Raw genomic sequence first — 26,743 nt, 5'->3', positions numbered from 1 at the left:
TCGGGACCAGGGCAGAGCCATCCGGGGCAACTCGCACTAAGCATGCACTTACTGGACGGCCGCTGACCGCGGTGCGAGGATGCGGCCACTTGCCGATCACGCCTGGAAGGAGCCTCAGCGATGCAGGGCGACCCCGAGGTCCTTGAGTTCCTCAACGAACAGCTGACCGCCGAACTGACCGCCATCAACCAGTACTTCCTGCACGCCAAGATGCAGGAGAACTTCGGCTGGACCAAGCTCGCCAAGTACACCCGGGCCGAGTCCTTCGACGAGATGAAGCACGCCGAGGTCCTCACGGACCGGATTCTGTTCCTCGACGGGCTGCCGAACTACCAGCGGCTCTTCCATGTGCGGGTGGGCCAGACGGTCACGGAGATGTTCCAGGCGGACCGCCAGGTCGAGGTGGAGGCGATCGACCGCCTCAAGCGCGGCATCGAGGTGATGCGCGCCAAGGGCGACATCACCTCCGCGAACATCTTCGAGTCGATCCTGGAGGACGAGGAGCACCACATCGACTACCTCGACACGCAGCTGGAGCTGGTCGAGAAGCTCGGTGAGCCGCTCTACATCGCCCAGCTGATCGAGCAGCCCGAGAGCTGATCCGGCGCCCCCGGAGGACCGGCCTCCGGATGCCCCGGTCCGCGCGCACCCGGGGGCCGGGGTCAGGCCGCGTCGGAGAGGCGGGCGACGGCTGCCGTCCCGGCGGAGGCCGCTGCCGCCGTCGGGCTCACGGCGGACCGGGCGGCCGGGCGCGCCAGGGAGGCGGCCGCGGGCTCCTGCCGCTGGTCGAGCAGTTCGCGGCGCGAGCAGTCGCCCCGCCCGAGCAGTGCCTGGATACGGCGCACACAACCGCCGCAGTCGGTTCCGGCCTTGCAGGCGGACGCAATCTGGCGAGGCGTGCAGGCACCGGCCTCAGCGTGCCGCTTGACCTGCTGTTCCGTGACGCCGAAACAGGAGCAGACGTACATGCGGCTCACCTCCCTGCGGGTCGGTCGCTGGCGCCGTCCCCGTCTTCGTCGGTGAGGCTAACCTAACCTTACCCGTCGCTCAAGCCGCGGGAAAGTCCCGGAACGGCCTGTGGGGCACGGATCACACAGATCCGTGCCCCACAGGTTCAAGCGCCCAGACGTCCTACTGGGCGCGGTACATCTCGGCGACGAGGAAGGCCAGGTCGAGGGACTGGCTGCGGTTGAGCCGCGGGTCGCAGGCCGTCTCGTAGCGCTGGTGCAGGTCGTCCACGAAGATCTCGTGGCCGCCGCCCACGCACTCGGTGACGTCGTCGCCGGTCAGCTCCACGTGGATGCCGCCCGGGTGGGTGCCCAGCTCCTTGTGGACCTCGAAGAAGCCCTTGACCTCGTCCAGGACGTCGTCGAAGCGGCGCGTCTTGTGGCCGGACGCGGCCTCGAAGGTGTTGCCGTGCATCGGGTCGGTCACCCACGCCACGGTGGCCCCGGAGGCGGTGACCTTCTCCACCAGCTCGGGGAGCTTGTCGCGGACCTTGTCCGCGCCCATCCGGACGATGAAGGTCAGCCGGCCCGGCTCGCGCTCGGGGTCGAGGCGGTCGACGTAGCCGAGCGCCTCGTCGACGGTGGTCGTCGGGCCGAGCTTGATGCCGATGGGGTTGCGGATCTTCGAGGCGAACTCGATGTGCGCGCCGTCCATCTGCCGGGTGCGCTCACCGATCCAGACCATGTGGCCGGAGGTGTCGTACAGCTCGCCGGTGCGCGAGTCCGTACGGGTCAGCGCGGACTCGTAGTCCAGCAGCAGCCCCTCGTGCGAGGAGAAGAACTCGACCGCCTTGAACTCGGCCGGGTCGGTGCCGCAGGCCTTCATGAAGTTCAGCGCGTTGTCGATCTCGCGGGCGAGGGCCTCGTAGCGCTGGCCGGCGGGGGACGACTTCACGAAGTCCTGGTTCCAGGCGTGGACCTGGCGCAGGTCGGCGTAGCCGCCGGTGGTGAAGGCGCGGACCAGGTTCAGCGTGGAGGCGGACGCGTGGTACATCTGCTTCAGCCGCTGCGGGTCCGGGATGCGGGCTTCCTCTGTGAAGGGGAAGCCGTTGACGGAGTCGCCGCGGTAGGTCGGCAGGGTCACGCCGTCACGGGTCTCGGTGGGCTTGGAGCGCGGCTTCGAGTACTGTCCGGCGATCCGGCCGACCTTCACGACGGGCACGGAGGCCGCGTAGGTCAGGACGGCGCTCATCTGGAGCAGCGTCTTCAGCTTGGCCCGGATGTGCTCGGCCGACACCGCGTCGAAGGCCTCGGCGCAGTCGCCGCCCTGCAGCAGGAACGCCTCGCCCTTGGCGACGGCTCCCATGCGGGCGCGCAGCTGGTCGCACTCGCCGGCGAAGACGAGCGGAGGATACGACGCGAGGTCCGCGAGTACATCGCGCAGGGCCTCGGAGTCGGGGTACTCGGGCTGCTGCGCCGCGGGAAGGTCTCGCCAGGTGTTGCCACCGGCGACGGAGGTATTGGCGTTCACGGTCACGTACACAACATTACGGGGTCGCGCGGTTCGGCCATTCGAACGCTCAGTAAATGAGACGGGAACCTCACACGCCGTGACGTCCGCTAGAGTTCGGCGCATGTCGACGCGACAAAACCGTATCTCGATCCGGAACTGGTGGTGGACCGCTCCACGGGCGGCCCGCTGACTCATCGCGCTGACATTTCTCGCGAAGGCCGCCCGAGGGGCGGCCTTTCCGCGTTGCGGAGCCGTTCCTCCCCCGCTTCGGAAGGAACCCCCGCCATGCCCCGTCCCACCGCCGCCCCCCGCCCGCCCGGCAGCGCCCACGCCCTCGTGGAGCGGCTGCTCGCGGACGACGCCCCGCCGTTCGCCCTGCTGCTCCGCCGTACGCCCGGCCGCGACCACGACCGCGTCGAGGTGCTGGTCGGCGGCGTGCGGGAGGTGGACCGGCTGGCGGAGCTGCCCGTGGGCGAGCGCCCGGTGCTCGCCCTGGTGCCGTTCCGGCAGATCGCCGAGCGCGGGTTCGACGTGCGCGACGACGGGACCCCGCTGAGCGCGCTGGTCGCCGACGAGACGCACGAGCTGGACCTCGCGGAGCTGCGGGAGGCGCTGCCCGCCCATGACGTGCGGGTCCAGGACCGGGGCTTCGACGTGCCGGACGCGGCGTACGCGGACATCGTCCGGCGGGTGATCCAGGACGAGATCGGGCAGGGCGAGGGCGCGAACTTCGTGATCCGGCGGACGTTCCGGGGCGAGATCGCCGGCTTCGGGAGGGCTGACGCGCTGGCGCTGTTCCGGCGGCTGCTGACGGGCGAGCGGGGGGCGTACTGGACGTTCGTGGTGCACATCGGGGGCAGCGGGACCGAGGGGGTCCGGACGCGGACGCTGGTCGGGGCGAGCCCGGAGGTCCATGTGCGGATGTCCGGCGGGACGGTCGTGATGAACCCGATCAGCGGGACGTACCGCTACCCGGCCGGGGGGCCGACCCCCGAGAGCCTGCTGGCGTTCCTCGGAGACCGCAAGGAGACCGAGGAGCTGTCCATGGTGGTCGACGAGGAACTGAAGATGATGTGCACGGTGGGCGACATGGGCGGGGTGGTGGTCGGCCCCCGGCTCAAGGAGATGGCGCACCTGGCGCACACCGAGTACGAGCTGCGCGGCCGGTCCTCGCTGGACGTGCGGGAGGTGCTGCGCGAGACCATGTTCGCGGCGACCGTCACCGGCTCCCCGGTGCAGAACGCCTGCCGGGTCATCGAGCGGTACGAGTCCGGCGGCCGCGGCTACTACGCCGGGGCGCTGGCGCTGCTGGGAATCGACGAGAACGGGGCGCAGACCCTGGACTCGCCGATCCTCATCCGTACCGCCGACATCGCCCCTGACGGCAGCCTCGCCGTGCCCGTCGGAGCGACGCTCGTACGCCATTCCGACCCGGAGAGCGAGGTCGCGGAGACGCACGCCAAGGCGGCCGGGGTGCTGGCCGCGCTGGGCGTGCGGCCGGCCGCGCCCGGCGAGGAGGCGACCCGCCCGCGGCTGGCGGCCGATCCCCGGGTGCAGGCGGCGCTGGCCGACCGGCGCGGTTCCCTGGCCCCGTTCTGGCTGCGGATGCAGGAGCGCGTCCAGGACCTCACGGGCCACGCGCTGATGGTCGACGGCGAGGACACGTTCACCGCGATGCTGGCCCATCTGCTGCGCGCCTTGGGCCTGGAGGTGTCGGTGCGCAGGTACGACGAGCCGGGGCTGGCCGAGGCGGTGCGCGCGCACCGGGGGCCCGTGGTGCTGGGCCCCGGTCCGGGGAACCCGGGCGATCTGACCGACCCGAAGATGCGGCTGCTGCGCGGCCTCACCGCCGAGCTGGTGCGCGACCACCGGCACGGGCTGCTGGGGGTCTGCCTCGGGCACGAGCTGATCGCGGCGGAGCTGGGCCTGGAGATCGTGCGCAAGGCCGTGCCGTACCAGGGGGCGCAGACCCGGATCGAGTTCTTCGGGCGGCCGGAGACGGTGGGCTTCTACAACAGCTTCACCGCCAGGTGCGACGGTCCGGCCGCCGCGGAGCTGGCCGCCCACGGGATCGAGGCGAGCCGTGACGAGGACGGCGGGGAGCTGCACGCGCTGCGCGGGCCGGGGTTCGCCTCGGTGCAGTTCCACCCGGAGTCCGTGCTGACCGTGCGGGGCTCGGTGATCGTGACGGAGCTGCTGGCGGGGCTGCCGGTGGCGGGATGACGGGATGACGGGCGGGGAGGCGTCCGGCGGGTCGGGGCCGGACACCTCCTAGGGGCTGGGCGGCGGCGGGACGAGGACGTTCTCGCTGTGGCGGTGAGCCAGGTAGTCGGCGACGTTCCCGACGGTCGCGTCGATGATCTGGCCCACCGCGTCCCGCGTGTAATAGGCCTGGTGGGAGGTGACGATGACGTGCGGAAAGGTCACCAGCCGGGCCAGGGTGTCGTCGTCGATGCCCTCCAGGGACTTGTCCATGAAGAACAGCCCGGCCTCCGCCTCGTACACGTCGAGTCCGACGCCCGCGAAGCGTCCGGCGCGCAGCTCGGTGACCAGCGCGGTGGTGTCGATGAGGCCGCCCCTGCTGGAGTTGACGAGGATCGCGTCGTCCTTCATCGCCCTGAGCGCGGACTCGTCGACGATGTGCCGGGTGGTGGGCAGCAGCGGGACGTGCAGGCTGACCAGGTCGGCCTCGGCGAACAGCCGCTCCTTGGCCACGTACTCCATGCCCAGCCCGACGCAGGCCGGGTTCTCCACCACGTCCCAGCCGAGCAGCTTCATCCCGAAGCCGTGGGCGATCCGGGTGAACGCCTCCCCGATCTTGCCGGTGCCGAGCACCCCGACGGTCCGGCCGTGCATGTCCCGGCCGAGGAGCCCGTCGAGGCGGAAGTCGAAGTCCCGGGTGCGGCTCGCGGCGCGGATGACGCGCCGGTTCACGGCCATGGCCAGGGTCCAGGCGAATTCGGCGACCGAGTACGGCGAGTAGGACGAGACCCGGGCGACGTGCAGGGCGAGGCGCTCTGCGACCCCCAGGTCGATGTTGTTGAAGCCGGTGGAGCGCTGGGCGATCATCTGCGTGCCGCCGGCGGCGAGCGTCTGGAGCACCCTGCCGCCGAGGTCGGCGTTGACGCTGGTGGAGATGATCTCGTATCCGGCCGCGATGGGGGCGGTGTCCCGGTTCAGGAAGACGTCCAGGCAGCGGACCTCGTGCAGTGGCGCGAAGGCCTTCTCGATCAGGGGCTTCTCATCGGACTGCACACCGAAGGCCAGGATCTCCACGGGTTCTCCGATCTCTACGCGAGGCAGGGGCGGCGCCCTGCGGCGCGGCCTCGCCGGACAGCGCGAATATACGGCCCCGCCCGCCGTCCCGCCGTCCCGCCATCCCGGGCGACGGGACGGGAGGGCCGGATCAGGCGTCGTCGAGACCGCGCTCGATGGCGTACCGCACCAGCTCCACCCGGTTGTGCAGCTGGAGCTTGCCCAGGGTGTTCTGCACATGGTTCTGCACCGTGCGGTGCGAGATGACCAGGCGCTCGGCGATCTGCTTGTACGAGAGCCCCTTGGCGACCAGCCGCAGCACCTCGGTCTCCCGGTCGGTGAGGTGGGGGACCTTGGGGTCGTCGGGGGCCTCCGGGGCGGGGTCGGAGGCGAGCCTGCGGTACTCGCCGAGGACCAGTCCGGCCAGGCCGGGGGTGAACACCGGGTCGCCGGCCGCGGTGGAGCGGACGGCGTCGGTCAGCTGCTGGGTGCTGGCGGACTTCAGCAGGTAGCCGGTGGCCCCGGACTTCACCGCCTCCAGCACGTCGGCGTGCTCCCCGCTCGCGGAGAGGACCAGCACGCGCAGCGCCGGGTGCGAGCCGACCAGCTCCTTGCAGACCTGGACACCGGGCATGCCGGGCAGGTTCAGGTCCAGGACCAGGACGTCCGGGACGGCGGCCCTGGCCCGGCGGACCGCCTGCGGGCCGTCCCCGGCGGTCGCGACGACGTCGAAACCGGACTCGGCGAGATCGCGGGCGACCGCGTCGCGCCACATGGGGTGGTCGTCGACGACCATGACCCGGATGGGCCGGTCGGCGGTCTCCGCCCCCTGCCGCTCGCTCGGCTGTGCGGTGCGCGGTGCGTCCTGCGGTGCGTTGTGCGTGGTCATCGGGCCGATCCTGCCTTCCCCCGGGAAACCTTCGGTGCTTTGGGAACCTTCAACTCGACTTCGGTGCCCTGGCCGGGGACCGAGATCAGCTCTGCCGTGCCGCCCAGTTCGCTCAGCCGGCCGCGGATGGACAGCGCGACGCCGAGCCGCCCCTCCCCCTCCGCCTGGGCGAGCCGCCCCTCCGGGATGCCGGGCCCGTCGTCCCGGACGGTGACGATCACCTCGCCGGGCTCGTCCTCGACCAGAATCCACGCCCGGGCCCCGGGGCCCGCGTGCACCCGGACGTTGTCCAGGGCGGCGCTGACGGCGGCGGCCAGCTCGCGGGCCACCGCCGCGGGGAGCGGCACCGGGGCCCCCGGCTCCGCGAAGCTCGTCCGGGCCCCCGCGTGCGGGGCGAGCAGGGCCCGCAGATCGCACGTGCCCCCGCCGTCGGGGCCGTGCTCCTCGTCCACCTCGACCGTGCGGACGACCGCTCCGTCGGCGGCGTCCTCCGAGACCCGGGTGGGCGGCACCAGGCCGCTGGAGACCAGGGTGCGCAGGGCGACCTCCTGCTCGCCGGCCAGCCGGCCCAGCTCGGCCGCCTCGCCGCCGATCGCCGTGCCGCGGCGCTGCACCATCGCGAGGACCTGGAGCACGCTGTCGTGGATGTCGCGCGCCAGGCGTTCGCGTTCGCGGGTCGCCGCCTCGATCTCCAGGGCGCGGGCCAGGGTGCGCTCACTGGCGCGGGCGACCTCGACGACGTATCCGATGGCGATGGCGGCGACCCACACCAGCAGGACGTTGTGGAAGGTGTCCCGGCTGGGGTCGCCGCGCTGGATGATGTTGGCGGCGGCGACCAACGTGGAGGCGAAGGCGGCCCAGCGCCAGCCGCCCTTGAGGGCGAAGGCGAGGACCGAGCCGGCCGTCCAGATCGAGGGCAGTGTCGGGCCGTCGAACGTCTGGGAGTCGAGGTCGGCGAGCGGGGTGAGCAGAATCCCGCTCAGCGCGACGGTGAGGTCCGCGCCGAGGAACCGCTTGGTGCAGCTCGCCGCCGAGCGGACCTTGGGCAGGGTGGCCAGCGTCCACACGAAGAGGAACGCCAGGAACGCGGCGGCCACCCAGAGCCGCTCGAACTCGTCGCGCCCGAACGCGGTGAGCAGCACCGCGTAGAGCATGGTCAGGACGCGGTACCCGGTCAGCGCCCGCCACAGCGGCTGCTCGACCGACATCCGTACGACCCGTTCACGCCTGGCCATGGCCCCCACCCCCCCGGGACGGTGAACGACGCGGCTACGCGCCGGACCGTTCCGTCTCGTTCTCGTCTCCCGCCGCCCGCCGCTGCGCGCGCTTGGACTCCTGGGCCTCGGCCTTCGCGGCGTCGGCGATCTGCCGCTTGGCGGCGGTGGCGTAGACGTCCACGTACTCCTGGCCGGAGAGCTTCATGATCTCGTACATGACCTGGTCGGTCACCGAGCGCAGGATGAAGCGGTCGCCGTCCATGCCCTGGTAGCGGCTGAAGTCCAGCGGCCTGCCGATCCTGATGCCGGGCCGCAGCAGCTTGGGCACCACCTGGCCGGGGGGCTGGATCTTCTCGGTGTCGATCATCGCGACCGGGATGACGGGGGCGCCGGTGGCCAGGGCCACCCGGGCGAGGCCGCCGGGCTTGCCCCGGTAGAGGCGGCCGTCGGGCGATCGGGTGCCCTCGGGGTAGATGCCGAAGAGACCGCCGCTCTCGATGACCCGGATGCCCGCCCGGATCGCCGCCTCGCCCGCGCCGCGGGCTCCGGAGCGGTCGACGGGGAGCTGGCCGACGCCCTTGAAGAAGGCGGCGGTGAGCCTGCCCTTCACGCCGGGCGCGGTGAAGTACTCGGCCTTGGCGATGAAGGTGACCTTGCGTTCCAGCACGGCCGGGAGGAAGAACGAGTCGGAGAAGGACAGGTGGTTGCTCGCGAGGATCGCCGGCCCCCGCTCGGGGATGTTCTCCAGGCCCTCCACCCACGGCCGGAAGGCGAGCTTCAGGGGCCCGCCGATGGAGAACTTCATTGCGCCGTAGATCAACTCTGGTGCCTCCTGTGTGCTGTCGTCAGACCTTAACCCGTGAGGTCGCCGCGGCCTCTGCCCGGCTGGGGAGGAGCGGCGGCGGACACCCGGCACGGGGAGCGGCGGCCGGGCCGGGCGGGGCGGTGACGGCCCTGGTCGGTGTCGGTCCGGTCGCGTACGGTGAAGTCATCCGTCAAGCGCTCCCCCGGGTGCGCCCCAGCCCCCAGGCCGTCCCACGAACAGGAGATCCTGGTGCCGCTCCTCCCCGGAGCCGAGCCGTTCCGCCACGAGGGCGGAGAGGTCGGCGTGCTCCTCTGTCATGGCTTCACCGGATCGCCGCAGTCGCTGCGCCCGTGGGCCGACCACCTCGCCGAGCGCGGGCTGACCGTCTCGCTGCCGCTGCTGCCCGGCCACGGCACCCGCTGGGAGGACATGGCGGTCACCGGCTGGCAGGACTGGTACGCGGAGGTGGACCGGGAGCTGCGCGCCCTCGGCGAGAGGTGCGAGCGGGTCTTCGTCTTCGGACTGTCCATGGGCGGCGCCCTGAGTCTGCGGCTGGCGGCCAGACACGGCGACGCGGTCAGCGGTCTGGTGCTGGTCAACCCGGCGAACAAGGTGCACGGACTGTCCGCGTACGCGCTGCCGGTCGCCCGCCACCTGGTCCGGACGACCGCGGGCGTGGCCGACGACATCGCGCTCGCGGGCGCGCACGAGGTCGGCTACGACCGGGTGCCGCTGCACGCCGCGCACTCCCTGCGGCAGTTCTTCCGGCTGGTCGACGGCGAGCTGCCGCAGGTGACCCAGCCGCTCCTCGTGCTGCGCAGCCCGCAGGACCATGTCGTGCCGCCCGCGGACAGCGCCCGCATCCTGAGCCGGGTCTCCTCCACGGACGTCACGGAGATCCTGCTGGAACAGAGCTACCACGTGGCGACGTTGGACCACGATGCGGAGCGGATCTTCGATGAGAGCTACCGGTTCATCGGCCGTCTCGCACCGAGCGTCGGGAAGAAGGGGAGCACGTCCGGTGGCTGAGCACGATGCACAACGCCCAGGCGGCGAAGAGGAGCGTGATCCGCGGCCCACGGAGCCCGCGGCCGTCCCGGAGGGGACGAAGCCGGCGGGCCCGGAGGGGACAGAGCCCGCCGCCCCGGAGGGGACGGAACCGGAGCGGGTGATCGACGAGGAGGCGGCGTGGGCCGCGATCGTCGAGGGGTACGGGGAGGAGCCGCCGGACCCGCCGGGCGCCAAGCCGTTCAAGTCAGTCGAGGACCTGGCCCTGCTGGAGGACGACCAGCGCAATGTGGTGGGCCCGGCGGACGGCTCCGCCGGCGACCCCGCGGACAAGGGGTCCGGCAAGAAACCCCCGAAGCCGCCGGAGAAGAAGACGCTCGGCAGCTCCGTGGTCTTCGCGCCCGGTGTCGCAGGCCCCCGTGACTACGAGCTGCCCGAGCCCAAGGACGACGGCCTCGGCGAGCCGGACGAGGACGGCGAGGGCCACTTCGTGCCTCCGGAGCCGCCTCCGCTGCCGGAGGCCGACGTCACGGCCAAGTTCGCGTGGCTCTCGGTGATCGGCGGGCCGGTCCTGATGCTGCTCGCGGTGATGCTCCGGTGGGAGATGACGTGGTGGCTCACCACCCTGTGCATCGGCGGCTTCCTCGGCGGCTTCGCGACCCTGGTGGCCCGGATGCCGCACGACGACGATGAGGACCCGCACGGAGACCCGGGACGCGGCGCGGTGGTGTGAGCCCCGCCGTCAGGGCGTGGCGGCGGGGACTCTGAGGGCGGCCAGCACCGGCAGATGGTCGGTGGCCGCTCTCAGGTCCGCGGCGCTCACACCGGCCGCCCCGTCCGGGACGCCGCAGCCGAGCACCTCGATGCCCGGCGTCGCGAACACCGCGTCGATGCGGCGGCGCGGGTCCTTCGGGGTGAAGGTCGGCCCGCCGCCCCAGGGGGCGACCGCCCGGCAGTCCTGGAGCCGTCCGGCCAGCCGCGCGAACGCCTCCCCGGTCGGTACGTCGTTGATGTCGCCGCCCGCCACGGCGTGCGCCACGTCCATCGCGTCCAGCCGCTCCAGCAACAGGTCCGCCTGGGCGAGGCGTTCGTCGCGCCGCAGGCTCAGATGGCAGCTCAGCACGCCCAGCCGCGCCCCGGCGATCGTGACCACGGCGGTGGCGAAGCCCCGGCGGTGCAGTCCCGGGGTGAGCGGCAGCAGCACGTCCTTCGCGCTCTCCACGATCACCCGCGGCGAGCACAGCAGCAGCGGGCCGGCCGCGCCCGCCCCGCCGCCGAGCACCACGAGACCGCTGTTCCGGGCGAGCCGGGCCGCCGCCGCACGCCAGCCGAAGAAGCGCGGGGCCTCCTGGACGAGGAGGAGGTCGGGCGCGCAGGCGCCCACGACCCGGGCGAGGGCCGCGGTGTCGTCGTGCAGCGAGCGGACGTTGTAGCTCAGCACTCTGATGACGGCTGAACCGTCCGGCTCGGCACGGGAGTCGGGCAGCGGCGGCAGGACCATGCCGGTCACGATACGGCGGACGCCCGCCGTCGCCCCGGAGGGCGGCGGCGGGCGTCCGTGCGTCGTACGGGGGCCGGCCGGTCAGCCCTGACGGGCCAGGTCCGCCGCGCCCACGAGCCCCGCCTTGCCGCCGAGTTGGGCGGCGAGCACCTGGGCGTGCGGACGCCACTCGCCGCCGATCAGCCAGCGCCGGAACGACTTGCGGATCGGGCCGAGGACCAGTTCGCCCTCGTCCGACACGCCGCCGCCGACGATGAACGCGGAGGGGTCGAACAGGGAGGCCAGGTCGGCCAGTCCGGCGCCGGCCCAGCGGGCCAGCTCGCGGAACGAGTCGACGGCCACCGGGTCGCCCAGCCGGGCGGCCTCGCTGATGTGCTTGCCCTGGACGCCCTCCACCGTGCCGTCGCCGAGGCCGAGCAGTATGGCGGCGTTCTCGGGGGTGGCGTTGGCGCGCTGCCTGGCGTACCGGACGAGGGCGCGGCCGGAGGCGTACTGCTCCCAGCAGCCCTGGCTGCCGCAGCCGCACAGCAGGCCGTCCGGGACGACCCTGATGTGGCCGAACTCCGCGGCCACCCCGAAGCGTCCACGGCGCAGCTTGTTGCCGATGATGATGCCGCCGCCGAGGCCGGTGCCGAGCGTGATGCAGATGACGTCGTCGTGGCCTTGGCCCGCGCCGAAGCGGTATTCGCCCCAGGCCGCCGCGTTGGCGTCGTTCTCCACGACGACGGGGAGGCCGACGCGCTGCTCGACCTTGTCCTTGAGCGGCTCGTGACGCCAGTCGATGTTCGGTGCGAACAGGACGGTGGCGCGCTTGTCGTCGACGTATCCCGCGGCGCCGATGCCGACGGCCTCCACGTCGTGCCCCTCGCTCGCCCCGGCGACCGCCGCGGAGATCGCGTCGACGATGCCTTCGGCCGTCGGCGGGGTCGCCACCTTGAACGTCGAGAGGATACGGCCCTCTTCGTCGACCACTCCAGCCGCGATCTTCGTGCCGCCGATGTCGACGCCGATGGTGAGTCCCATGAATCCCTCAGTTTCGGTCGAGCCCCGCTGGGGCCAACCGTACCCGAGGCCGGGCGCGGCACCGGCCGGGACCGGTCAGTCCAGGTCGATGCGCTCGGTGCCGGGGGGGCCTTCGTCCCGCGGGCCGGCCGGGTTCTCCGCCGCCTTCTCAGCGGGGCCGGCGCCGCCGCCGGAAGCGCCCTCCGTGGTGCGGGTCCAGCGGCTCTCCTGGCCTTCGACGGCGGAGCGGTAGGCGGCCAGCAGCTCACCGCCCGCGGCGGCGAGGTGGTCGAAGAACTGCGGGTTGCGCTCGATGACCGGCTCGACGGCGGACTTCGCCTGCGAGATGACCTGCTGCACCGCGCCCTGGGCGGCGACGCCGAGCAGGGGCGTCTGGAGCGAGGAGACCTTGTCGGCGACCGCGTCGACCAGCCTGCGCAGCTCTTCCGCGGCCGATCCGGGCTGCGGTCCGTACTGGGCGCGGCGGCGGGCCTTCTCCGCCGCGAGGTCCTCTGCGCAGGCGTCGGCCCACGCGTCGCCGTCTGCGGGACGGTCGGTGGCTTCACTCATGGCGGGGCTCCTGCGGCGCGGGGCGGCCGGTTCACGGCCGTGCGGGGACACGTACTACCGACGTTACCCGAACGGCCGCGGGCGGTTCAGTCGGTGCGGGGCCACAGCCCCGGGTCCGGGGTGAACCGGACGCGCAGCACCCCGTCGGCGAGGGCCGCGCCGGAGACGGTGCAGCGGCGCAGCGCGGAGGCGAGCCGCACGACGCGGTGGAACGGGCCGACGGTCAGGAGCAGTTCGTCGCCCCGGCGGACCAGACGCAGTTCCTCCTTGGCCGCGCCGGGCAGCGGCAGGCACCAGGCGAGGGCCGCGGGGCCGTCCTCCGCGCCCGGCGCCTCCTCCTCGATCCACCAGGGGTCGGCGGCCCTGCCGGGCGTCCGCGCGTCCGGTGCGGGGACCTTGAGCGCGGCCAGCTCCTGCGGGGTGCGGGGGTCGTGGCCCAGGTGGGCGGCCTCGTGCACGGGCACGCCGGGGGCCCACTGGGCGTGCCAGTGGCCGAGGCACTTCTCCTGCTGGGCGGCGAGCGCGGCGAACCACGGGTCGCCGGAGTGCCGGGGCAGCACGCGGGAGGCGACCAGCAGATCGGCGCTCAGCCCGTGCAGAGCGAGGCCGGTGCGGGCGGTGCGCAGGGCGTCGGCGGCGGCGGGGCCCGGCTCCGCGACCAGGCGGAGCGTGGTGGCGCCGTCCTCGATCAGGGCCTGGACGGCGGCCAGCTCGGCGTCCTTGCGGGCGGCGGCCTCGTACAGCCACTGCGCGGGCATGGGGACCCCGGCGAGCTGGGCGAGGACGGGGCGCAGGGCGCGGGCGGCCTGGCGTTCCGCGGGCAGCAGCCGGCGCAGGTAGCGGCGCAGCTGACCGGGCAGGGCGAGCAGGGCGATGGCTTCGGCCGTCGGCGGGAGGTCGACGACGAGGACGTCGTAGCCGCCGTTCGCCGACCAGTCGCCCTCGGCGGCGCGGCGCAGCGTGTGCAGGAGCGCCAGCTGGGGGGCGCCGGGGAGTTCGGTCAGCTCCTCGCCGTCGAGCCGTCCCGCGCCGAGCAGGTCCAGGACGCCGGAGGCGCGCTCCTGGAGCTCGGTGAGTTCGGCGCGGAAGTGCGCGCCGGAGTCGACGCGGGCGTGGTCGAGACGGTCGGTGACCTCGGTGGGCTCCGTGCCGGAGGGGAAGCCGGGCGGGGCCGTCGCGGAGACCAGGAGGGTGCGCTCGCCGCTCGCGGCGGCGGCCAGTGCCGTGGCCGCGGCGACGGTGGTGCGGCCCGCGCCGCCGGGGCCGGTGACCAGGACCGTACGCACGGCTCTCAGCCCTGCGGTACGGATTCGACGCGCTTCTTCAGCCCGGCGAGGGCCCGGTCGATGATGACCTTCTCCGCCTTGCGCTTGATCATGCCGAGCAGCGGGATCTTGACGTCGACGGCGAGCCGGTAGGTGACCTCTGTGCGCTCTCCGCCGCCGAGCGGGGTGAGCGCGTACGTGCCGTCCAGGGAGCGGAGCATCTGGGACTTGACGAGGGTCCAGCTGACCTCCCGCTCGCCGGTCCAGGTGTACGCCAGGACGTGGTCGTCCTTGATCGCTCCGGCGTCCAGGACGAGGCGGACCTGCTCGGCGCGGCCCCGGTCGTCGGTGGAGAGGACCTCGGCCTCCTTGACCTCGCCGGTCCACTGCGGGTAGCGGGCGAAGTCGGCGATGACGCCCATGACGTCGGCCGGCGCCGCCTCGATCGTGATGCTCGAGCTGGTGTGTTCAGCCATCGCCGTGGCCCTCCAGTGCGGTGTAACCGGTCGCGTTCGGCAGAGTCCTGCCGTCGTGCAGGCTATCGCGTGCTCCGGCTGGCCCGGTCACCAGCTCAGTGCCCAGGGCCTGCCGGTGGAGGCGAAGTGGCCGACGTTGACGCACTCGGTGGCCCCGATCCGCATCCGGCGGACCAACGGCTGGTGAACATGGCCGAAAAGCGCGTACCGGGGACGGGTGGTGCGGATCGCCTCCAGCAGGGCGCGGCTGCCGCGCTCGAAGCGGCGGGCGACGGTGTCGTACGTCAGCTCGGGCACGTCGGGCGGGATGTGCGAGCAGAGCACGTCGACCGGGCCGAGCGCGGCGACCTTGGCGGCGTACTCCTCGTCGCTGATCTCGTACGGGGTGTGCATCGGGGTCCGCAGTCCGCCGCCGACGAAGCCGAAGACGCGGCCGCCGATCTCCACCCGCTCGCCGTCGAGCACGGTGGTGCCGGGACGGGCGTACTCGGGCCATAGACGCGGAACGTCGACATTGCCGTAGGTGGCGTACGTCGGAGTGGGGAAGGCCGCGAAGAGTTCGGCGTACTGTCTGCGCACCGCGCCGATGATCTCGGTGTCGCGGTCGCGGCCGGCCCACAGCGCACGGCCGAAGGCGCGGGCCTCCTCGAAGCGGCGGGCGGTGCGCAGCGCGACGATGCGGCCGGCGTTCTCCGCGCCGAACAGGTCGGGGAAGATGCCGCGCGAGTGGTCGGCGTAGTCGAGGAAGAGCACCAGGTCACCGAGGCAGATCAGGGCGTCGGCGCCGTCCCCGGCGCGGGCCAGGGCCTCGGTGTTGCCGTGCACGTCGCTGACCACGTGGACCCGGGTGGAGTGCCGTGCGGCTGGGTTCCTGCTGTCCGGTTCGCTGCCTCGCATGCGATCACCCTAGAGGGGGCGCCTGGTGCGGAACAGGTCGGCCGGACCTGCGGTTACTTCCGAGTGGCCGAAGGGGTGGGCTACTGTGCGCGAAGGGCCACCCCTATGTGTGATGCATAAGACATCTGGCCGGAACCCCCTATCGGGAACCGAGTACTGGTGGGTAACGTCCGGGCAGTCCAGTCGTGCTCACCCCCGCTGAGCACCCGCCACTCTTGGACCGCAGCCGGTGCGTCACACAGAGCCGTGGCACCGGAGCCCGATGAGGAGCAGCAGTCTTGCGCGAGTTCAGCCTTCCGGCCCTGTACGAGGTCCCGACGGACGGCAACCTGACGGATCTCATCCGCCGCAATGCCGCTCAGCATCCCGATCTGGCGGTGATGAGCCGCAAAGTGGAGGGCGTCTGGACGGACGTCAGCGCCGTCCGGTTCCTGGCCGAGGTCAGGGCCGTCGCCAAGGGCCTGATCGCCTCGGGGGTGCAGCCGGGCGAGCGGATCGCCCTGATGTCCCGCACCCGTTACGAGTGGGTGCTGCTGGACTTCGCGATCTGGAGCGCGGGCGCGGTGACCGTACCCGTGTACGAGACCAGCTCCGCCGAGCAGACGCAGTGGATTCTCGGCGACTCCGGCGCGGTGGCGGTCTTCGTGGAGACCGACGCCCACGCGGCGACCGTGGAGTCCGTGCGGGGGGCCCTGCCGGACCTGACCCGGGTCTGGCAGATCGACGCGGGCGCGGTCGAGGCCCTGGGCGAGGCGGGCTCCGAGGTCCCGGACGAGACGATGGACCGGCGGATGGTCAGCGCCAAGGCGGACGACCCCGCGACCATCGTCTACACCTCGGGCACCACGGGACGCCCCAAGGGGTGCGTGCTGACCCACCGCAGCTTCTTCGCGGAGTGCGGCAACGTGGTGGAGCGGCTGAAGCCCCTCTTCCGCACGGACGACTGCGCGATCCTGCTGTTCCTGCCCGCCGCCCACGTCTTCGGCCGACTGGTCGAGGTGGCGTCGGTGATGGCCCCGATCAAGCTCGGCTGCCTGCCGGACATCAAGAACCTCACCGACGAGCTGGCGGCGTACCGCCCCACGCTGGTCCTGGGCGTGCCGCGGGTCTTCGAGAAGGTCTACAACGGTGCCCGCGCCAAGGCGCAGGCGGACGGCAAGGGCAAGATCTTCGACCGGGCGGCCGACACGGCGATCGCCTACAGCCGGGCGCTGAGCACCCCGCAGGGCCCCTCGCTGGGGCTGCGGCTCAAGCACAGGATCTTCGACAAGCTGGTCTTCTCCAAGCTGCGCGCGGTGCTCGGCGGCCGGGGCGAGCACGCGATCTCCGGCGGCGCTCCGCTGGGCGAGCGGCTGGGCCACTTCTTCCGGGGCATCGGCTTCACGGTCCTGGAGGGCTACGGCCTGACCGAGAGCTGTGCGGCGACCGCGTTCAACCCGTGGGACCGGCAGAAGATCGGCACGGTCGGCCAGCCGCTGCCCGGTTCCGTGGTGCGCATCGCGGACGACGGCGAGGTGCTGCTGCACGGCGAGCACCTGTTCACCGGTTACTGGAACAACGAGACGGCGTCCGTCGAGGCGCTGGCCGACGGCTGGTTCCACACCGGGGACCTCGGCACGCTGGACGAGGACGGCTACCTCTCGATCACCGGCCGCAAGAAGGAGATCATCGTCACGGCGGGCGGCAAGAACGTCGCGCCGGCCGTGATCGAGGACCGCATCCGCTCGCACGCCCTGATCGCGGAGTGCATGGTCGTCGGCGACGGGCGCCCGTTCGTCGGCGCGCTGGTCACCCTGGACGAGGACTTCCTCAGCCGCTGGGCTCAGGAGCACGGCAAGCCGGCCGGTTCGACGGCGCTCTCGCTACGCGAGGACGCCGAGCTGCTGGCCGAGGTGCAGCGGGCCGTGGACGACGGCAACGCGGCGGTCTCCAAGGCCGAGTCCGTGCGCAGGTTCCGTGTCCTGCCCGCGCAGTTCACCGAGGAGGCCGGGCACATCACGCCGTCGCTGAAGCTGAAGCGCAACGTGGTGGCCAAGGACTTCGCGGACGAGGTGGAGTCGCTCTACCGCAGCTGATCCGCCGCACGCCCGCGTGCGCGCACGCGAGGGGCCCGCGCCGTCCGGCGCGGGCCCCTCGCGTCGTTCACAGCAACGTCCTGAGCTTCTCCGCGAGCAGGTCCCAGCGCCACTTCTCCTCGACCCAGGCCCGGCCCCGCTCCCCCATCCGCCGCCGCAGCTCCGCGTCGCCGAGCAGCGTCACGATCCGCTCCGCCGACTCCTCCGCGCTGCCGCCGCGCACCACCCAGCCGCTCTCGCCGTCGAGCACCGCGTCCGGAGCGCCTCCCGAGTCGCCGGCCACCACGGGCAGCCCGGTCGCGGACGCCTCCAGGTAGACGATGCCGAGGCCCTCCACGTCGAGGCCCCCGCGCCGGGTCCGGCAGGGCATCGCGAAGACGTCCCCGGCCCCGTAGTGCGCGGGCAGTTCGGCCCACGGGACCGGCCCGGTGAAGCGCACCGAGTCCCCCACCCCGGTCTGCGCCGCGAGGCGGGCGAGGTCCTCGGCGTACGGGCCGCCGCCGACGATCAGCAAGACCGCGTCCGGGACCTGCGCGAGGATCGCGGGCATGGCCAGGATCAGCGTGTCCTGGCCCTTGCGGGGCACCAGGCGCGAGACGCACACGACGACCGGGCGGTCCGACAGGCCGAGGCGGGCGCGGACCCGGTCGCCGCCGGACGCCGGGTGGAAGGTCTTCTCGTCGACGCCGGGCGGCAGCTGCACCATGCGGGCGGCCGCGTCCGGGGTGAGGGCGGCGGCGATCCGGGAACGGGTGTACTCGCCGAGATAGGTGACCGTGTCCGTGCCCTCCCCGATCCGGCGCAGCAGTCGCCGGGAGGCGGGCAGCTGGGCCCATCCCGCCTCGTGCCCGTGGGTCGTGGCGACCAGCCGCCGCGCGCCCGCACGCCGCAGGGCCGGGGCCATCAGGCCCAGCGGAGCGGCCGCGCCGAACCAGACCGAGGTGCAGCCGTGTTCGCGCAGCAGTCCGGCGGCGCGCCGGGTGACGCGCGGGGTCGGCAGCAGCATCGTCGTCCGGTCGCGCACGACGGGGAACGGCTGCTCGGCGTCGAAGGCCGCGGTGGCCTCCGCGCCCTCGGCGCTCCGCTTCCAGGTGGAGGCGTAGACGACGATCCTGCCGGGGTCCAGGCGGAGCGCCATGTTGTGCAGGAACGCCTGGATGCCGCCCGGGCGCGGCGGGAAGTCGTTGGTCACGATCAAGGTCTTGTCCATCGTCGCCGACAGTACCCAACGGCCGCGCTTCACCGCTCCCCGCCTCCGGCCCCGGCATCATGGGCCGCCCGGCCCCCGGGCAGAGGACCACGATGAGGGCGGCGATGACAGAGCGAGCACCCATGAAGGCCGCACCGCTGCCGTACGCGGTGTGGGCGGTGTCCCGGGCGTGGCTGCTGCTGTGCGTGTTCAAGGTGGTCACGGTGCCCGGCCCCGACGTCACGGTGGACGTGTCGGTGATCTACCGGGGCTGGTACGAGGTGCTGCTCTCCGGGACGTATCCGCTGGACGACGTCACCTGGCAGTACCCGCCCGCCGCGGCCCTGGCGGTCCTGTCCCCGGCGCTGCTGCCGTTCTGGGAGTACGCGAGCGCGTTCTTCGTCCTGGTGCTGCTGTGCGACGCGCTGGTGCTGGGGCTGCTGCTGTACGCGGGACGGCGGCCGGGGATGCGGCGGGCGGGCGCCTGGGTGTGGATCGCGGGGGTGCCGCTGGTGGGGCCGACCGGTTACGCCCGCTACGACCTGATGGTGACGGCGGTCGCGGTGGCGGCGCTGCTGGCCGGGGCGCGGCGGCCTGGGGTGCTGGGGGCGCTGGCCGCCTTCGGGGCCCTGCTGAAGGGGTGGCCCGCGCTGCTGCTCGTGGGGGTGCGGCCCGGGCGTGCCGCGCGGCGGGCCTGGACGTCGGCGGCGCTGACGGCGGCCGCCCTCGCGGCCGGGTTCGCCCTGTGGATGCCGGGGGCGTTCGCGTTCCTGGCCTTCCAGCGGGACCGGGGCACCGAGATCGAGTCGCTGGGGGCGCTGGTCCTCCACATCGCGCGGCAGTTCGGCTGGCAGGGGCGGGTGGAGCTGCGCTACGGCTCGATGGAGTTCATCGGCCCGTATGTGGAGCTGGTCTCCACCCTGGCCCTGGGGCTCGCCGTGGCGGCGATGGGATGGCTGGTCGTGTGGCGGCTGCGGGCCCGTACGTTCGCGGCGCACACGCCGGCCGACGCGGCCTTCACCGCGGTGCTGCTGTTCACCGTCACCAGCCGGGTGATCAGCCCGCAGTACGTGGTGTGGGCGGTGGGCCTGGCGGCCGTGTGCCTGGCCTTCCGGGCCACCTCGATGACGCTGCCCGCCGTGCTGGTCCTGGTGGCGGCCGGGGTGACGCTGCTGGAGTTCCCGGTCGGCTTCGGCCATGTGGTGGCGAGCGACGCGTGGGGGGTGACGCTGCTGGTCGTCCGCAACGGCCTGCTGGCGGCCGCCTCGCTGGTCGCCGCCCGGCGGCTGTGGCGTGCGACGGCGCCGAGGACGCGCGGCGGGGGCGCGGCGGTGCCGGCGGACGGGGTGCGCCCGGCCCGCGGCGGTCAGCCGAGCCGGGCGCCGAGGTAGTCGCGCCAGTCGGCGGTGAACTGTTCCAGGGTGGTGCCGAGCACCGCGTCCATCGCCTGCTCCACCGCCCCCTCGCGGCGGGGGTGCGCGCCGACGGACTCGTAGAAGGCGACGAGCTTCTCCCGGCCCCATCGTTCCGCGATCAGCGCGCAGGCCAGCCAGCCGCCCTCGTAGGCGCGGCCGAGCTTCGCGGGGTCGCCGTCGAAGCCGAAGTCCCGGTCGCCGGGGAGCTCGGCGGGGACTTCGCCGGTGCGGAGCGCGGCGGCGAGTTCGGGGGCGATCGACGCGGCGGAACGGTCCTCGCCCCGGTAGGCGGCCCAGTCGGCGAAGCCCTCCGACAGCCAGACGGGGGTGGCCGTCGACGTGCTGGTCCGGGTGGCGACATGGGTCGTCTCGTGGGTCAGGACGACGCGCTGCCCGAAACCGCCGAGGTCGGCGTATGCCTGCGGGTTGACGATGACCCGGTCGGCGAGGGCCGGGCGCCTGCCGGTGCCGCCGACCTCGCCGGTGGTGACGGCGGCTATGCCCCGGTAGCCGGCCTCCGGCGCGCCCAGCAGGGCCGCCATGTCCCGCACGGAGCCCGGGACGAGCACCACCACCCGGCGCGTCCAGGGCCGGGGCCAGGCGTCCGAGACGGCGGGCACGGCGAGGTCCACGGCATCGGCCACCTGGCGCAGCTCCCCCGCGGGCCGTTCGACGCCCAGCACGATGCTGTGGGCGCCCTCGACCACCTCGACGTCCCCCTGCTGCCACAGCTGCCCGGCGGCGCCCTCCGCGGCCCGGTCCGCGGTGATGTGCCAGCGCCCGCCGTCCCGGGTCAGCTCCAGGGTCCGGCGGGCGGCGGCCGGGGCGGTGTCGTAGCCCGCGATGCGGTAGCGCAGCTCCACGTCGGCGGTGGCCCGTCCCCCGTCCCTCTCGGTGACGCCCTTGAGCTCGTACGTCCAGGACTTCAGCGGGACGTCGGCGAGGTTGGCCAGCTCGCCGCGCTGGGCGGTCCGCAGCTCTGTCGCGCCGGGGTCGAGAGCGGCGAGGTAGCCGGCCGCGTCGTGCTCCAGGACGGCGGCGGCCCGGTCCTCCAGGACGGCGGCGATCTCCCGTGCGGTGGGGGTGGCGGCCGGGTCGGCGGGGGCCGTGCAGGCGGACGCGGTCAGCAGGGCGGCGAGGACCGCCCCCGCCGCACGCCGCCGCACGCGGGGGCCTCCCCGCCGCGCGTCACGTCTTCGTACGGCCACCCTGCCGATCGTACGGTCAGATCCGGGTGACCGAGGAGACGGGCATCATGCCGACCGGGTCGTAGCGGACGGCGGCCCCCGGGTAGGGGGCGTGGATGACCTGGCCGTTCCCCACGTACATGCCGATGTGGCTGGCGTCGGACCGGTAGGCGACCAGGTCGCCGGGGAGTGCCTGGGAGAGCGGCACCATGCGGCCCGCGTACCGCTGGGCCTGCGAGGTGCGGGGCAGACTCACCCCGGCCTGGGCGTAGGCCCACTGCATCAGCCCGGAGCAGTCGAACCCCGACGGGCCCTCCGCGCCCCACACGTACGGTGCGCCGAGCGCCCGGTGGGCGGCGGCCACGGCGGCCATCGCGCGGGGCGAGCCGGGGGCCGTGCCGGAGAGGTCGGGCAGGCCGCCTCCCGAGCGCGAGGCCCGGTCGACGGTGGCGCGCTCCCGGGCCGGCAGCGAGTCGAGCAGCTCCCGGGCCCGGCGGAGCTTGGACTCGACGGTGCGCTTGTAGCGGGTGACGACGACCCGGTTGCGCTCCAGCTCTGCCAGGGCCCGGATGGCCTCGGCGCGGGTCTGGGCGACCTTGCGCTGGGCGTGCAGGAGCTTGTCCAGGGCCGTCGCCCGGCGGGCGCCGATCCGGTCGAGGGCGGCGGCCCGCTCCAGATAGGTGTCGGGGTCGGCGGACAGGAGCAGCGCGAGCGCCGGGTCGACCCCTGCGGAGCGGTACTGCGCGCCCGCCATCGCGCCGAGCGCGTCCCGCATCCGGTTGACGCGCTCCTGGCCGCGGGCCGTGGCGTCCTGGGCGCGGTCCGCCTCGCCGCGCAGCCGGTCCGCCCGCTCCGTGGCCTCGTTGTACCGCTCGGTGGCCTGCTCTGCCTCCCCGCGGAGCCGGTCGACGGCGGCCCGCGCGCTCTCCCTCGCGGCCTGTGGGTCGGCGCTCGCCGGCGCCCCGGTCAGCGTCGCCGCCGCGGTGGCGGCGGCCGCCGTGACGACCGTGAGGCGGGCGCCCCGTTGGAGGCCCGACGGTGTGGAACGGCGATGGGACACCACAGTTGGCCGCACTCCCTTCCGCTGACGCGGTCCAGCGCAGCCCCTGCCGCCCGGGGCGGGCGGACCGACGACCGGGAGCTGCGCAGCAGACAGACAGTAATCGGCCGACTACGCGGAGGCCAAGGACCGCGCCGGGGTCGGGAGGGCGGTATGACGACGCCGCCCCGCCGGTGACCTCGGGTCTCCGGCGGGGCGGGGCGTCAGTGTGCGGTGCGGCGATTCCCTCGTTCGGGCGCGCCGCGCGGCGTCAGCCGATGCGGACGCCGAACTGGAAGGTGCCCATGTAGTCCATCGACTCGTAGCGGACCACGGTGCCCGGCTTCGGGGCGTGCAGGATCTGGTTGTTGCCGGCGTAGAAGCCGACGTGCGACAGGCCGTTGAAGAAGACCAGGTCGCCCGGCTTGAGCTGGCTGCGGCCGATCTTCGTGCCGTCGTTCTGCTGGGTGTACGTGGTCCGGGTGATGTCCACACCGGCCTGGCGGTAGGCCCACTGGGTCAGCCCGGAGCAGTCGTAGGAGCCGGGGCCGGTGCCGCCGGGGTAGTACGGCTTGCCGACCTGGGTGGCCGCGGCGCTGAGGGCGGCGGAGCCGAGCTGCGAGGCGGGGACCTCGTTGCCGAGCTCGACCCGCTTGGTGGAGTCGCGGCTGGCGCGGTTCTCCTCCTGCTTGATCTTCTCGCGCTCGGCCTCGGTCAGGCTGTTGAGCAGTCGCTGCGCCTCTGCCAGCTTGCCCTGGTACTTCTTCTTGTTCTCGCCGAGCGCCTTGCGGACGTCGGCGAGGTCGCCGAGCTTGTCCTGGGCCTCCTTGCGCTGCTGGGCGAGGGTGCGCTGCTTGGCCTGGATCTTCTGCAACGACTCCGTCTGCTGGACCGTCAGCTGGTCGAGCGCGGAGGCCTGGTCGAGGAAGCTGTCCGGGTCAGAGGCGAGGAAGAGGGCGACCGAGGGGTCGACGCCGCCGGAGCGGTACTGCGCGGTGGCGATCGAACCCAGCTCGCCTCGCAGGGTGTTGAGCTCGTCCTGACCGCGGGCGACCTTGTCCTGGAGCGCGTCGACCTGCTCTTCGAGCTTCTCCTGCTGCTCCTTGGCGCCGTTGTACTTCTCGGTGGCGGCCTCGGACTCGTGGTAGAGCTTGTCGACCTTCGCCTTGACTTCGCTCTTGCTCGGCTTGGGGTCGGCTTGGGCGGCCTGAGAGGTCAGGGCCACGGCCGCAGCGGCCGTCGCGGTGATCACGGTCACGCGAGTGCGGCTCGGCTGCTTGGGACGACGGTGGGACGCCACGGAGGCGAGCTCCTTCTTCCTGAGCCGCCTACCGGGCTGTGGGGAGAAGATCCCCGGCTCCGTGCACTCACGGACTCGGCGGTTCCTTCGCTGCCGCCCCGGATGGACGGTCAACCGTGCGAAGGTTCGAGGCCTGACCCTAGTGACCAACTTGTGATCAGTTCAAATCCTCACAGGAATTTTCTCGTCACACCTGGCACTTCTTTACTCTCGCCGCACCGCGTGTAGCAGCGACTTGACGGTACGTTCCCAGAAATCCGGCATGCCACACATCTGTCTCTAGACGCGTGAAAGGCGCTTCAGGAGCAAGACGGACGCCACCGGCCTGGCCCCGGCCTTCGCCACGCCGTCCGCCACCTCCCGGTCGGTGGACACGACCACCACGGGCCGCCCCGGCGGTTCCGCGCGGGCCAGTTGACGGATCAGCTCGTCCGCCGTGACCCCGGCCTTGCTGAACAGCACCCGCACCCCGCGCGGCGGGGCCAGCAGCACCGGCGCGGCCAGCTCCGCGCCGTCGAAGACGCACGTCATCTCCGCGCCGGTCTGCGCGGCGAGCACCGAGAGACCGCCCAGCAGCCGCAACCGCTGCTTCTCCAGCGGCATCTGGGGATACCCGGTCTTCGTGACGTTGTAACCGTCCACGATGAGGTGTGCCTGCGGCAGCGCCAGCAGCTGGTCGAGCAGCGCCGGGTCGGTCTCGGAAAGAGCCCTGGCGGCGATGTCCTTGGGGGACATCCGACCCGGTTCCACGGCGTCCACGCTGTCGGCCGGGCGGCTGGTCAGCGGCGGCAGGGCCAGTTCGCGCCGCAGCCCGGAGGCGGCGTCCAACACCGTGTCCAGCAGCAGCCGCAGCCGCATGTCCTCCACGGAGCGGCCCTCGCGGGCGGCCCGGCGGCTCGCCTCCAGCGCGGCTTCGGCCTCCCCCAGCCGCCCCTTGAGCCGACGCGACTCGCTCTCGGCGGCGGAGACCCGGGCGGCCGCCTCCGCCCGTACGGCGTCGCTTTCGGCGATGCCGCGCCGCAGGGCGGCCTCGCCTCGCTTGACCTCGCTCAGGGCACTGCGCAGCTTGCGGTGGAGCGACTCGGCCTCCTTGCGGGCCGCGTCCAGCTCGGCGCGCAGCCGCTCGGTCTCGCCGCGGGCCTGGGCGCGCGACCGCTCCAGCTCCTCGCGCAGCCGCTCCAGTTCGCGGCGGCTCTCCTCGTCCGCCCGTTCCGCGTCGGCTCGCTGGACCTCCTCGCCGGCCGCCTCGACGAGCTTGACCCAGCCGGCCGGGCGCAGCACGTACGCGGCGGCTGCCACATCGACGGGGTCGGCGGCGGCGGGCGGCGCGCCCGCCTTCAACGCGTCGGCCAGCTCCGGCTGGGACTGGCCCAGCCGTTCACCGATCCGCCGCCGGAAGAGGGCGTCGCTCTCCAGGGCGGCGGCCATCGCGTTCCCGGCGAACTTGGCCCGCCGGGACGGGGTGAAACGGGCATACTGCCGCAGCTGGGCGGGGAGTTCGGTGACGGTCAGCCCTCCGAAGGCGTCCGAGACCAGGGCGACGACCCGTCGTCGCACCCCCTCGGGCAGCGGACGGCCGAGCACCTCCGCGGCGCCGTCGGCCCCCTCGGCCGGTCCGGCGCCGCTGGTCGGCTGATCCACCGTCCGTCACCCCATAGATCTGTCCGTGGGCGCACTCCCTCAGGAAGCGGCACCCGGCCTGTCCACCAGTTCGATCTGGTCCACCGCGTTGCACCACCGACAGCGGACCGACTCGATGGTCTCACTGACCACGTCCCGCTCCTCGACACTCGGCTCACCGGCCAGGTCGAGATGGACGTACTCCACGACCTTGGAGGAGCGGGTCACGTCGAAGCGCGTGAGGTTGCCGCACAGCGTGCAGCGCCAGCGGGTCCCGTCCGTCGGCAGGGGAACCGTCGTCATCGTTGCGTCCTCTTTCGTCGTCGCGGAAGAGCACGCCGGGCGCCCCGGCGCGTCTCTTCCTGTCCTACGTCAAGGATCTCGCGGTGCGCCGTCGAACTGCGGAATTCCTGGCGTAACCCTACGGCCTCGCATACGGGCGCCGGCACGGCGAGGCGCTCCGTCCCGTTCTCGACCGGTACGTCATGCTCTGTACATGATCGACTGGCGGCAGATCGACTGGCGGACCACGGCCGGAAGGATCAGGGGCACGGCCGCGGCGAACGGCGCCCCGGTCACGTACGGACTGATCGCCCTGTGCTGCGCGATCTTCCTCGTCAGCCCGCTCTCCGGGGCCGGCGCCGCGCACGGGAGCCAGGACGTGCTGCTCGCCGCGCAGGCCCGGTACTTCGAGCGGTGGGGGGTCGTCCCGGCCGAGCTGTGGGACGGCTCCACGCACGCGCTGATCACGCCGTTCACCGCGCTGTTCGTGCACGGCAGCTGGCTGCACCTGCTGGGGAACCTGCTCTTCCTCCACGTCTTCGGCGCGATGGCGGAGGAGCGCATGGGCCGGGTGCGGTTCCTCTGCCTCTACGTGGGCTGCGGGTACGTCGCCCTCGTCTGCTACGCGGCGGCGCACGCGGACTCCGAGCAGACGCTGGTCGGCGCTTCCGGGGCGATCTCCGCGGTGCTCGGGGCGTTCCTGTACCTCTTCCCCAAGGCCCGGGTGACCAGCCTGTTCCCGTTCCTGTTCTTCCTGCCGCTGCGCTTCCCCGCCTGGATGGTGCTGGTCTTCTGGTTCGCCCTCCAGTGGGCGGCAGCGCAGGGGGCGGGCAGCGGTCCGGGGGTGGCCTACCTGGCGCATGTCGCCGGATTCGCCGCCGGGTTCCTCTGCGCCTGGGCGCGGTACGGGCGCGGGGGCAGGGGCCTTCGCCCGGCGCACCCCGAAGGGAAGGCTCTAGAGTGAGGGTTCCAGCCACGGCCACCGAGGGAGAAAGCCAGCCGTGATCACCGCGATCGTGCTCATCAAGACCAGCGTGGACCGGATTCCGGAGATCGCTGAGGCCATCGCCGCGCTGGACAGCGTCAGCGAGGTCTTCTCCGTCACCGGCACCTACGACCTGATCGCCATGGTCCGGGTCGCCCGCCACGACGACCTCGCCGATGTCATCCCCGGCCGGATCAGCAAGATCCCGGGCGTGGAGGGCACTGACACCCACGTGGCGTTCCGTACGTACTCCCAGCACGACCTGGAAGCCGCCTTCGCCATCGGCCTCGACGCCTAGCGGGTCGG

The 26,743-nt window shown here is 73.1% G+C and carries 25 protein-coding genes and 1 pseudogene; 8 read left to right on the top strand and 18 right to left on the bottom strand.

The features are described 5' to 3' along the window. Positions 1-120: 120 nt before the first annotated feature. Complete coding sequence (gene bfr / locus V9U70_RS02460) at positions 121-600, top strand: bacterioferritin (protein ID WP_336672745.1); 480 nt, start codon at positions 121-123, stop codon at positions 598-600. A 62-nt stretch (positions 601-662) separates the two neighbouring features. Here bfr and V9U70_RS02455 read toward each other — a convergent pair whose 3' ends face one another. Both V9U70_RS02455 and V9U70_RS02450 read right to left on the bottom strand, forming a co-directional pair. Continuing rightward, complete coding sequence (locus V9U70_RS02455) at positions 663-968, bottom strand: (2Fe-2S)-binding protein (protein WP_336672744.1); 306 nt, start codon at positions 966-968, stop codon at positions 663-665. A gap of 163 nt (positions 969-1,131) precedes the next feature. Next, entirely contained in the window at positions 1,132-2,478 is a 1,347-nt protein-coding gene (locus tag V9U70_RS02450) for a class II 3-deoxy-7-phosphoheptulonate synthase (RefSeq protein WP_336672901.1), read from the bottom strand. A gap of 267 nt (positions 2,479-2,745) precedes the next feature. On the opposite strand from V9U70_RS02450, the gene V9U70_RS02445 reads away from it, so the two are divergent. Beyond that, the gene (locus V9U70_RS02445; protein WP_336672743.1) at positions 2,746-4,683 is read left to right on the top strand and encodes an anthranilate synthase family protein; all 1,938 of its coding nucleotides are present in this window, start codon (positions 2,746-2,748) and stop codon (positions 4,681-4,683) included. Between the two features lie 48 nt (positions 4,684-4,731). Here V9U70_RS02445 and V9U70_RS02440 read toward each other — a convergent pair whose 3' ends face one another. The 4 genes from V9U70_RS02440 to V9U70_RS02425 form a co-directional block, all read right to left on the bottom strand. Further along, complete coding sequence (locus tag V9U70_RS02440) at positions 4,732-5,736, bottom strand: 2-hydroxyacid dehydrogenase (RefSeq protein ID WP_336672742.1); 1,005 nt, start codon at positions 5,734-5,736, stop codon at positions 4,732-4,734. A gap of 130 nt (positions 5,737-5,866) precedes the next feature. Beyond that, positions 5,867-6,604 (bottom strand): response regulator, encoded by a 738-nt coding sequence (locus V9U70_RS02435; RefSeq protein ID WP_419723920.1) that lies wholly within the window; start codon positions 6,602-6,604, stop codon positions 5,867-5,869. Next, entirely contained in the window at positions 6,601-7,839 is a 1,239-nt protein-coding gene (gene macS / locus V9U70_RS02430) for a MacS family sensor histidine kinase (protein ID WP_336672741.1), read from the bottom strand. Before macS ends, V9U70_RS02435 begins: the two co-directional genes overlap by 4 nt. Before the next feature lie 34 nt (positions 7,840-7,873). After that, entirely contained in the window at positions 7,874-8,641 is a 768-nt protein-coding gene (locus V9U70_RS02425) for a lysophospholipid acyltransferase family protein (RefSeq protein WP_336672740.1), read from the bottom strand. 234 nt (positions 8,642-8,875) lie between these two features. On the opposite strand from V9U70_RS02425, the gene V9U70_RS02420 reads away from it, so the two are divergent. Together V9U70_RS02420 and V9U70_RS02415 are read left to right on the top strand one after the other, a co-directional pair. Beyond that, complete coding sequence (locus tag V9U70_RS02420; RefSeq protein ID WP_336672739.1) at positions 8,876-9,655, top strand: alpha/beta hydrolase; 780 nt, start codon at positions 8,876-8,878, stop codon at positions 9,653-9,655. Beyond that, positions 9,648-10,367 (top strand): hypothetical protein, encoded by a 720-nt coding sequence (locus V9U70_RS02415; protein ID WP_336672738.1) that lies wholly within the window; start codon positions 9,648-9,650, stop codon positions 10,365-10,367. The genes V9U70_RS02420 and V9U70_RS02415 overlap by 8 nt, the downstream gene beginning before the upstream one ends. Before the next feature lie 9 nt (positions 10,368-10,376). Here the strand turns inward: V9U70_RS02415 and V9U70_RS02410 are convergent, their stop codons facing one another. From V9U70_RS02410 to V9U70_RS02385, 6 genes are all read right to left on the bottom strand, one after another. After that, positions 10,377-11,135 (bottom strand): endonuclease/exonuclease/phosphatase family protein, encoded by a 759-nt coding sequence (locus V9U70_RS02410; protein ID WP_336672737.1) that lies wholly within the window; start codon positions 11,133-11,135, stop codon positions 10,377-10,379. 81 nt (positions 11,136-11,216) lie between these two features. After that, a complete protein-coding gene (locus V9U70_RS02405; protein WP_336672736.1) occupies positions 11,217-12,158 on the bottom strand; it encodes an ROK family glucokinase in 942 nt (313 codons plus the stop codon). A 75-nt stretch (positions 12,159-12,233) separates the two neighbouring features. Beyond that, the gene (locus V9U70_RS02400; protein WP_336672735.1) at positions 12,234-12,707 is read right to left on the bottom strand and encodes a DUF5304 domain-containing protein; all 474 of its coding nucleotides are present in this window, start codon (positions 12,705-12,707) and stop codon (positions 12,234-12,236) included. 86 nt (positions 12,708-12,793) lie between these two features. Continuing rightward, positions 12,794-13,993 (bottom strand): ArsA family ATPase, encoded by a 1,200-nt coding sequence (locus tag V9U70_RS02395; protein ID WP_336672734.1) that lies wholly within the window; start codon positions 13,991-13,993, stop codon positions 12,794-12,796. 5 nt (positions 13,994-13,998) lie between these two features. Further along, complete coding sequence (locus tag V9U70_RS02390; protein ID WP_336672733.1) at positions 13,999-14,448, bottom strand: SRPBCC family protein; 450 nt, start codon at positions 14,446-14,448, stop codon at positions 13,999-14,001. 87 nt (positions 14,449-14,535) lie between these two features. Then, positions 14,536-15,345, bottom strand: a complete 810-nt coding sequence (locus tag V9U70_RS02385) for a metallophosphoesterase family protein (protein WP_336672732.1) — start codon at positions 15,343-15,345, stop codon at positions 14,536-14,538. A 278-nt stretch (positions 15,346-15,623) separates the two neighbouring features. Between V9U70_RS02385 and V9U70_RS02380 the strand changes: the two genes are divergently transcribed. Then, on the top strand, positions 15,624-17,420 hold the full coding sequence (locus tag V9U70_RS02380) for an AMP-dependent synthetase/ligase (RefSeq protein WP_336672731.1): 1,797 nt from the start codon (positions 15,624-15,626) through the stop codon (positions 17,418-17,420). Between the two features lie 67 nt (positions 17,421-17,487). On the opposite strand, the gene V9U70_RS02375 is transcribed toward V9U70_RS02380, so the two are convergent. Continuing rightward, positions 17,488-18,630 (bottom strand): glycosyltransferase family 4 protein, encoded by a 1,143-nt coding sequence (locus tag V9U70_RS02375; protein WP_336672730.1) that lies wholly within the window; start codon positions 18,628-18,630, stop codon positions 17,488-17,490. A 104-nt stretch (positions 18,631-18,734) separates the two neighbouring features. Here V9U70_RS02375 and V9U70_RS02370 point away from each other — a divergent pair, with 104 nt between their 5' ends. Continuing rightward, the gene (locus V9U70_RS02370; RefSeq protein WP_336672729.1) at positions 18,735-20,000 is read left to right on the top strand and encodes a glycosyltransferase 87 family protein; all 1,266 of its coding nucleotides are present in this window, start codon (positions 18,735-18,737) and stop codon (positions 19,998-20,000) included. Here the strand turns inward: V9U70_RS02370 and V9U70_RS02365 are convergent. From V9U70_RS02365 to V9U70_RS02345, 5 genes are all read right to left on the bottom strand, one after another. Beyond that, complete coding sequence (locus V9U70_RS02365) at positions 19,976-21,190, bottom strand: hypothetical protein (protein ID WP_336672728.1); 1,215 nt, start codon at positions 21,188-21,190, stop codon at positions 19,976-19,978. The two genes, V9U70_RS02370 and V9U70_RS02365, sit on opposite strands and share 25 nt — an antisense overlap. Positions 21,191-21,248: 58 nt before the next feature. Then, entirely contained in the window at positions 21,249-22,274 is a 1,026-nt protein-coding gene (locus V9U70_RS02360; protein WP_336672727.1) for a C40 family peptidase, read from the bottom strand. A 247-nt stretch (positions 22,275-22,521) separates the two neighbouring features. After that, complete coding sequence (locus V9U70_RS02355) at positions 22,522-23,550, bottom strand: C40 family peptidase (RefSeq protein WP_336672726.1); 1,029 nt, start codon at positions 23,548-23,550, stop codon at positions 22,522-22,524. Between the two features lie 279 nt (positions 23,551-23,829). Continuing rightward, entirely contained in the window at positions 23,830-25,191 is a 1,362-nt protein-coding gene (locus V9U70_RS02350; protein WP_336672725.1) for an NYN domain-containing protein, read from the bottom strand. Positions 25,192-25,230: 39 nt separating this feature from the next. After that, positions 25,231-25,473 carry a hypothetical protein gene (locus V9U70_RS02345; protein WP_336672724.1) on the bottom strand — a complete coding sequence of 81 codons (243 nt, stop codon included), beginning with the start codon at positions 25,471-25,473 and terminating at the stop codon, positions 25,231-25,233. Between the two features lie 193 nt (positions 25,474-25,666). On the opposite strand from V9U70_RS02345, the pseudogene V9U70_RS02340 reads away from it, so the two are divergent. Both V9U70_RS02340 and V9U70_RS02335 read left to right on the top strand, forming a co-directional pair. Then, a pseudogene (locus tag V9U70_RS02340) lies at positions 25,667-26,457 on the top strand (rhomboid family intramembrane serine protease). Continuing rightward, the gene (locus V9U70_RS02335) at positions 26,454-26,735 is read left to right on the top strand and encodes an Lrp/AsnC family transcriptional regulator (RefSeq protein WP_003969641.1); all 282 of its coding nucleotides are present in this window, start codon (positions 26,454-26,456) and stop codon (positions 26,733-26,735) included. Before V9U70_RS02340 ends, V9U70_RS02335 begins: the two are co-directional and overlap by 4 nt. Positions 26,736-26,743 lie beyond the last annotated feature (8 nt).

The sequence above is a fragment of the Streptomyces pratensis genome, assembly GCF_037137275.1.
Lineage (GTDB): Bacteria > Actinomycetota > Actinomycetes > Streptomycetales > Streptomycetaceae > Streptomyces > Streptomyces pratensis_B.
The sequence above is the reverse complement of the archived record's forward strand: the minus strand, read 5'-3'. Positions and strand labels throughout refer to the sequence as shown.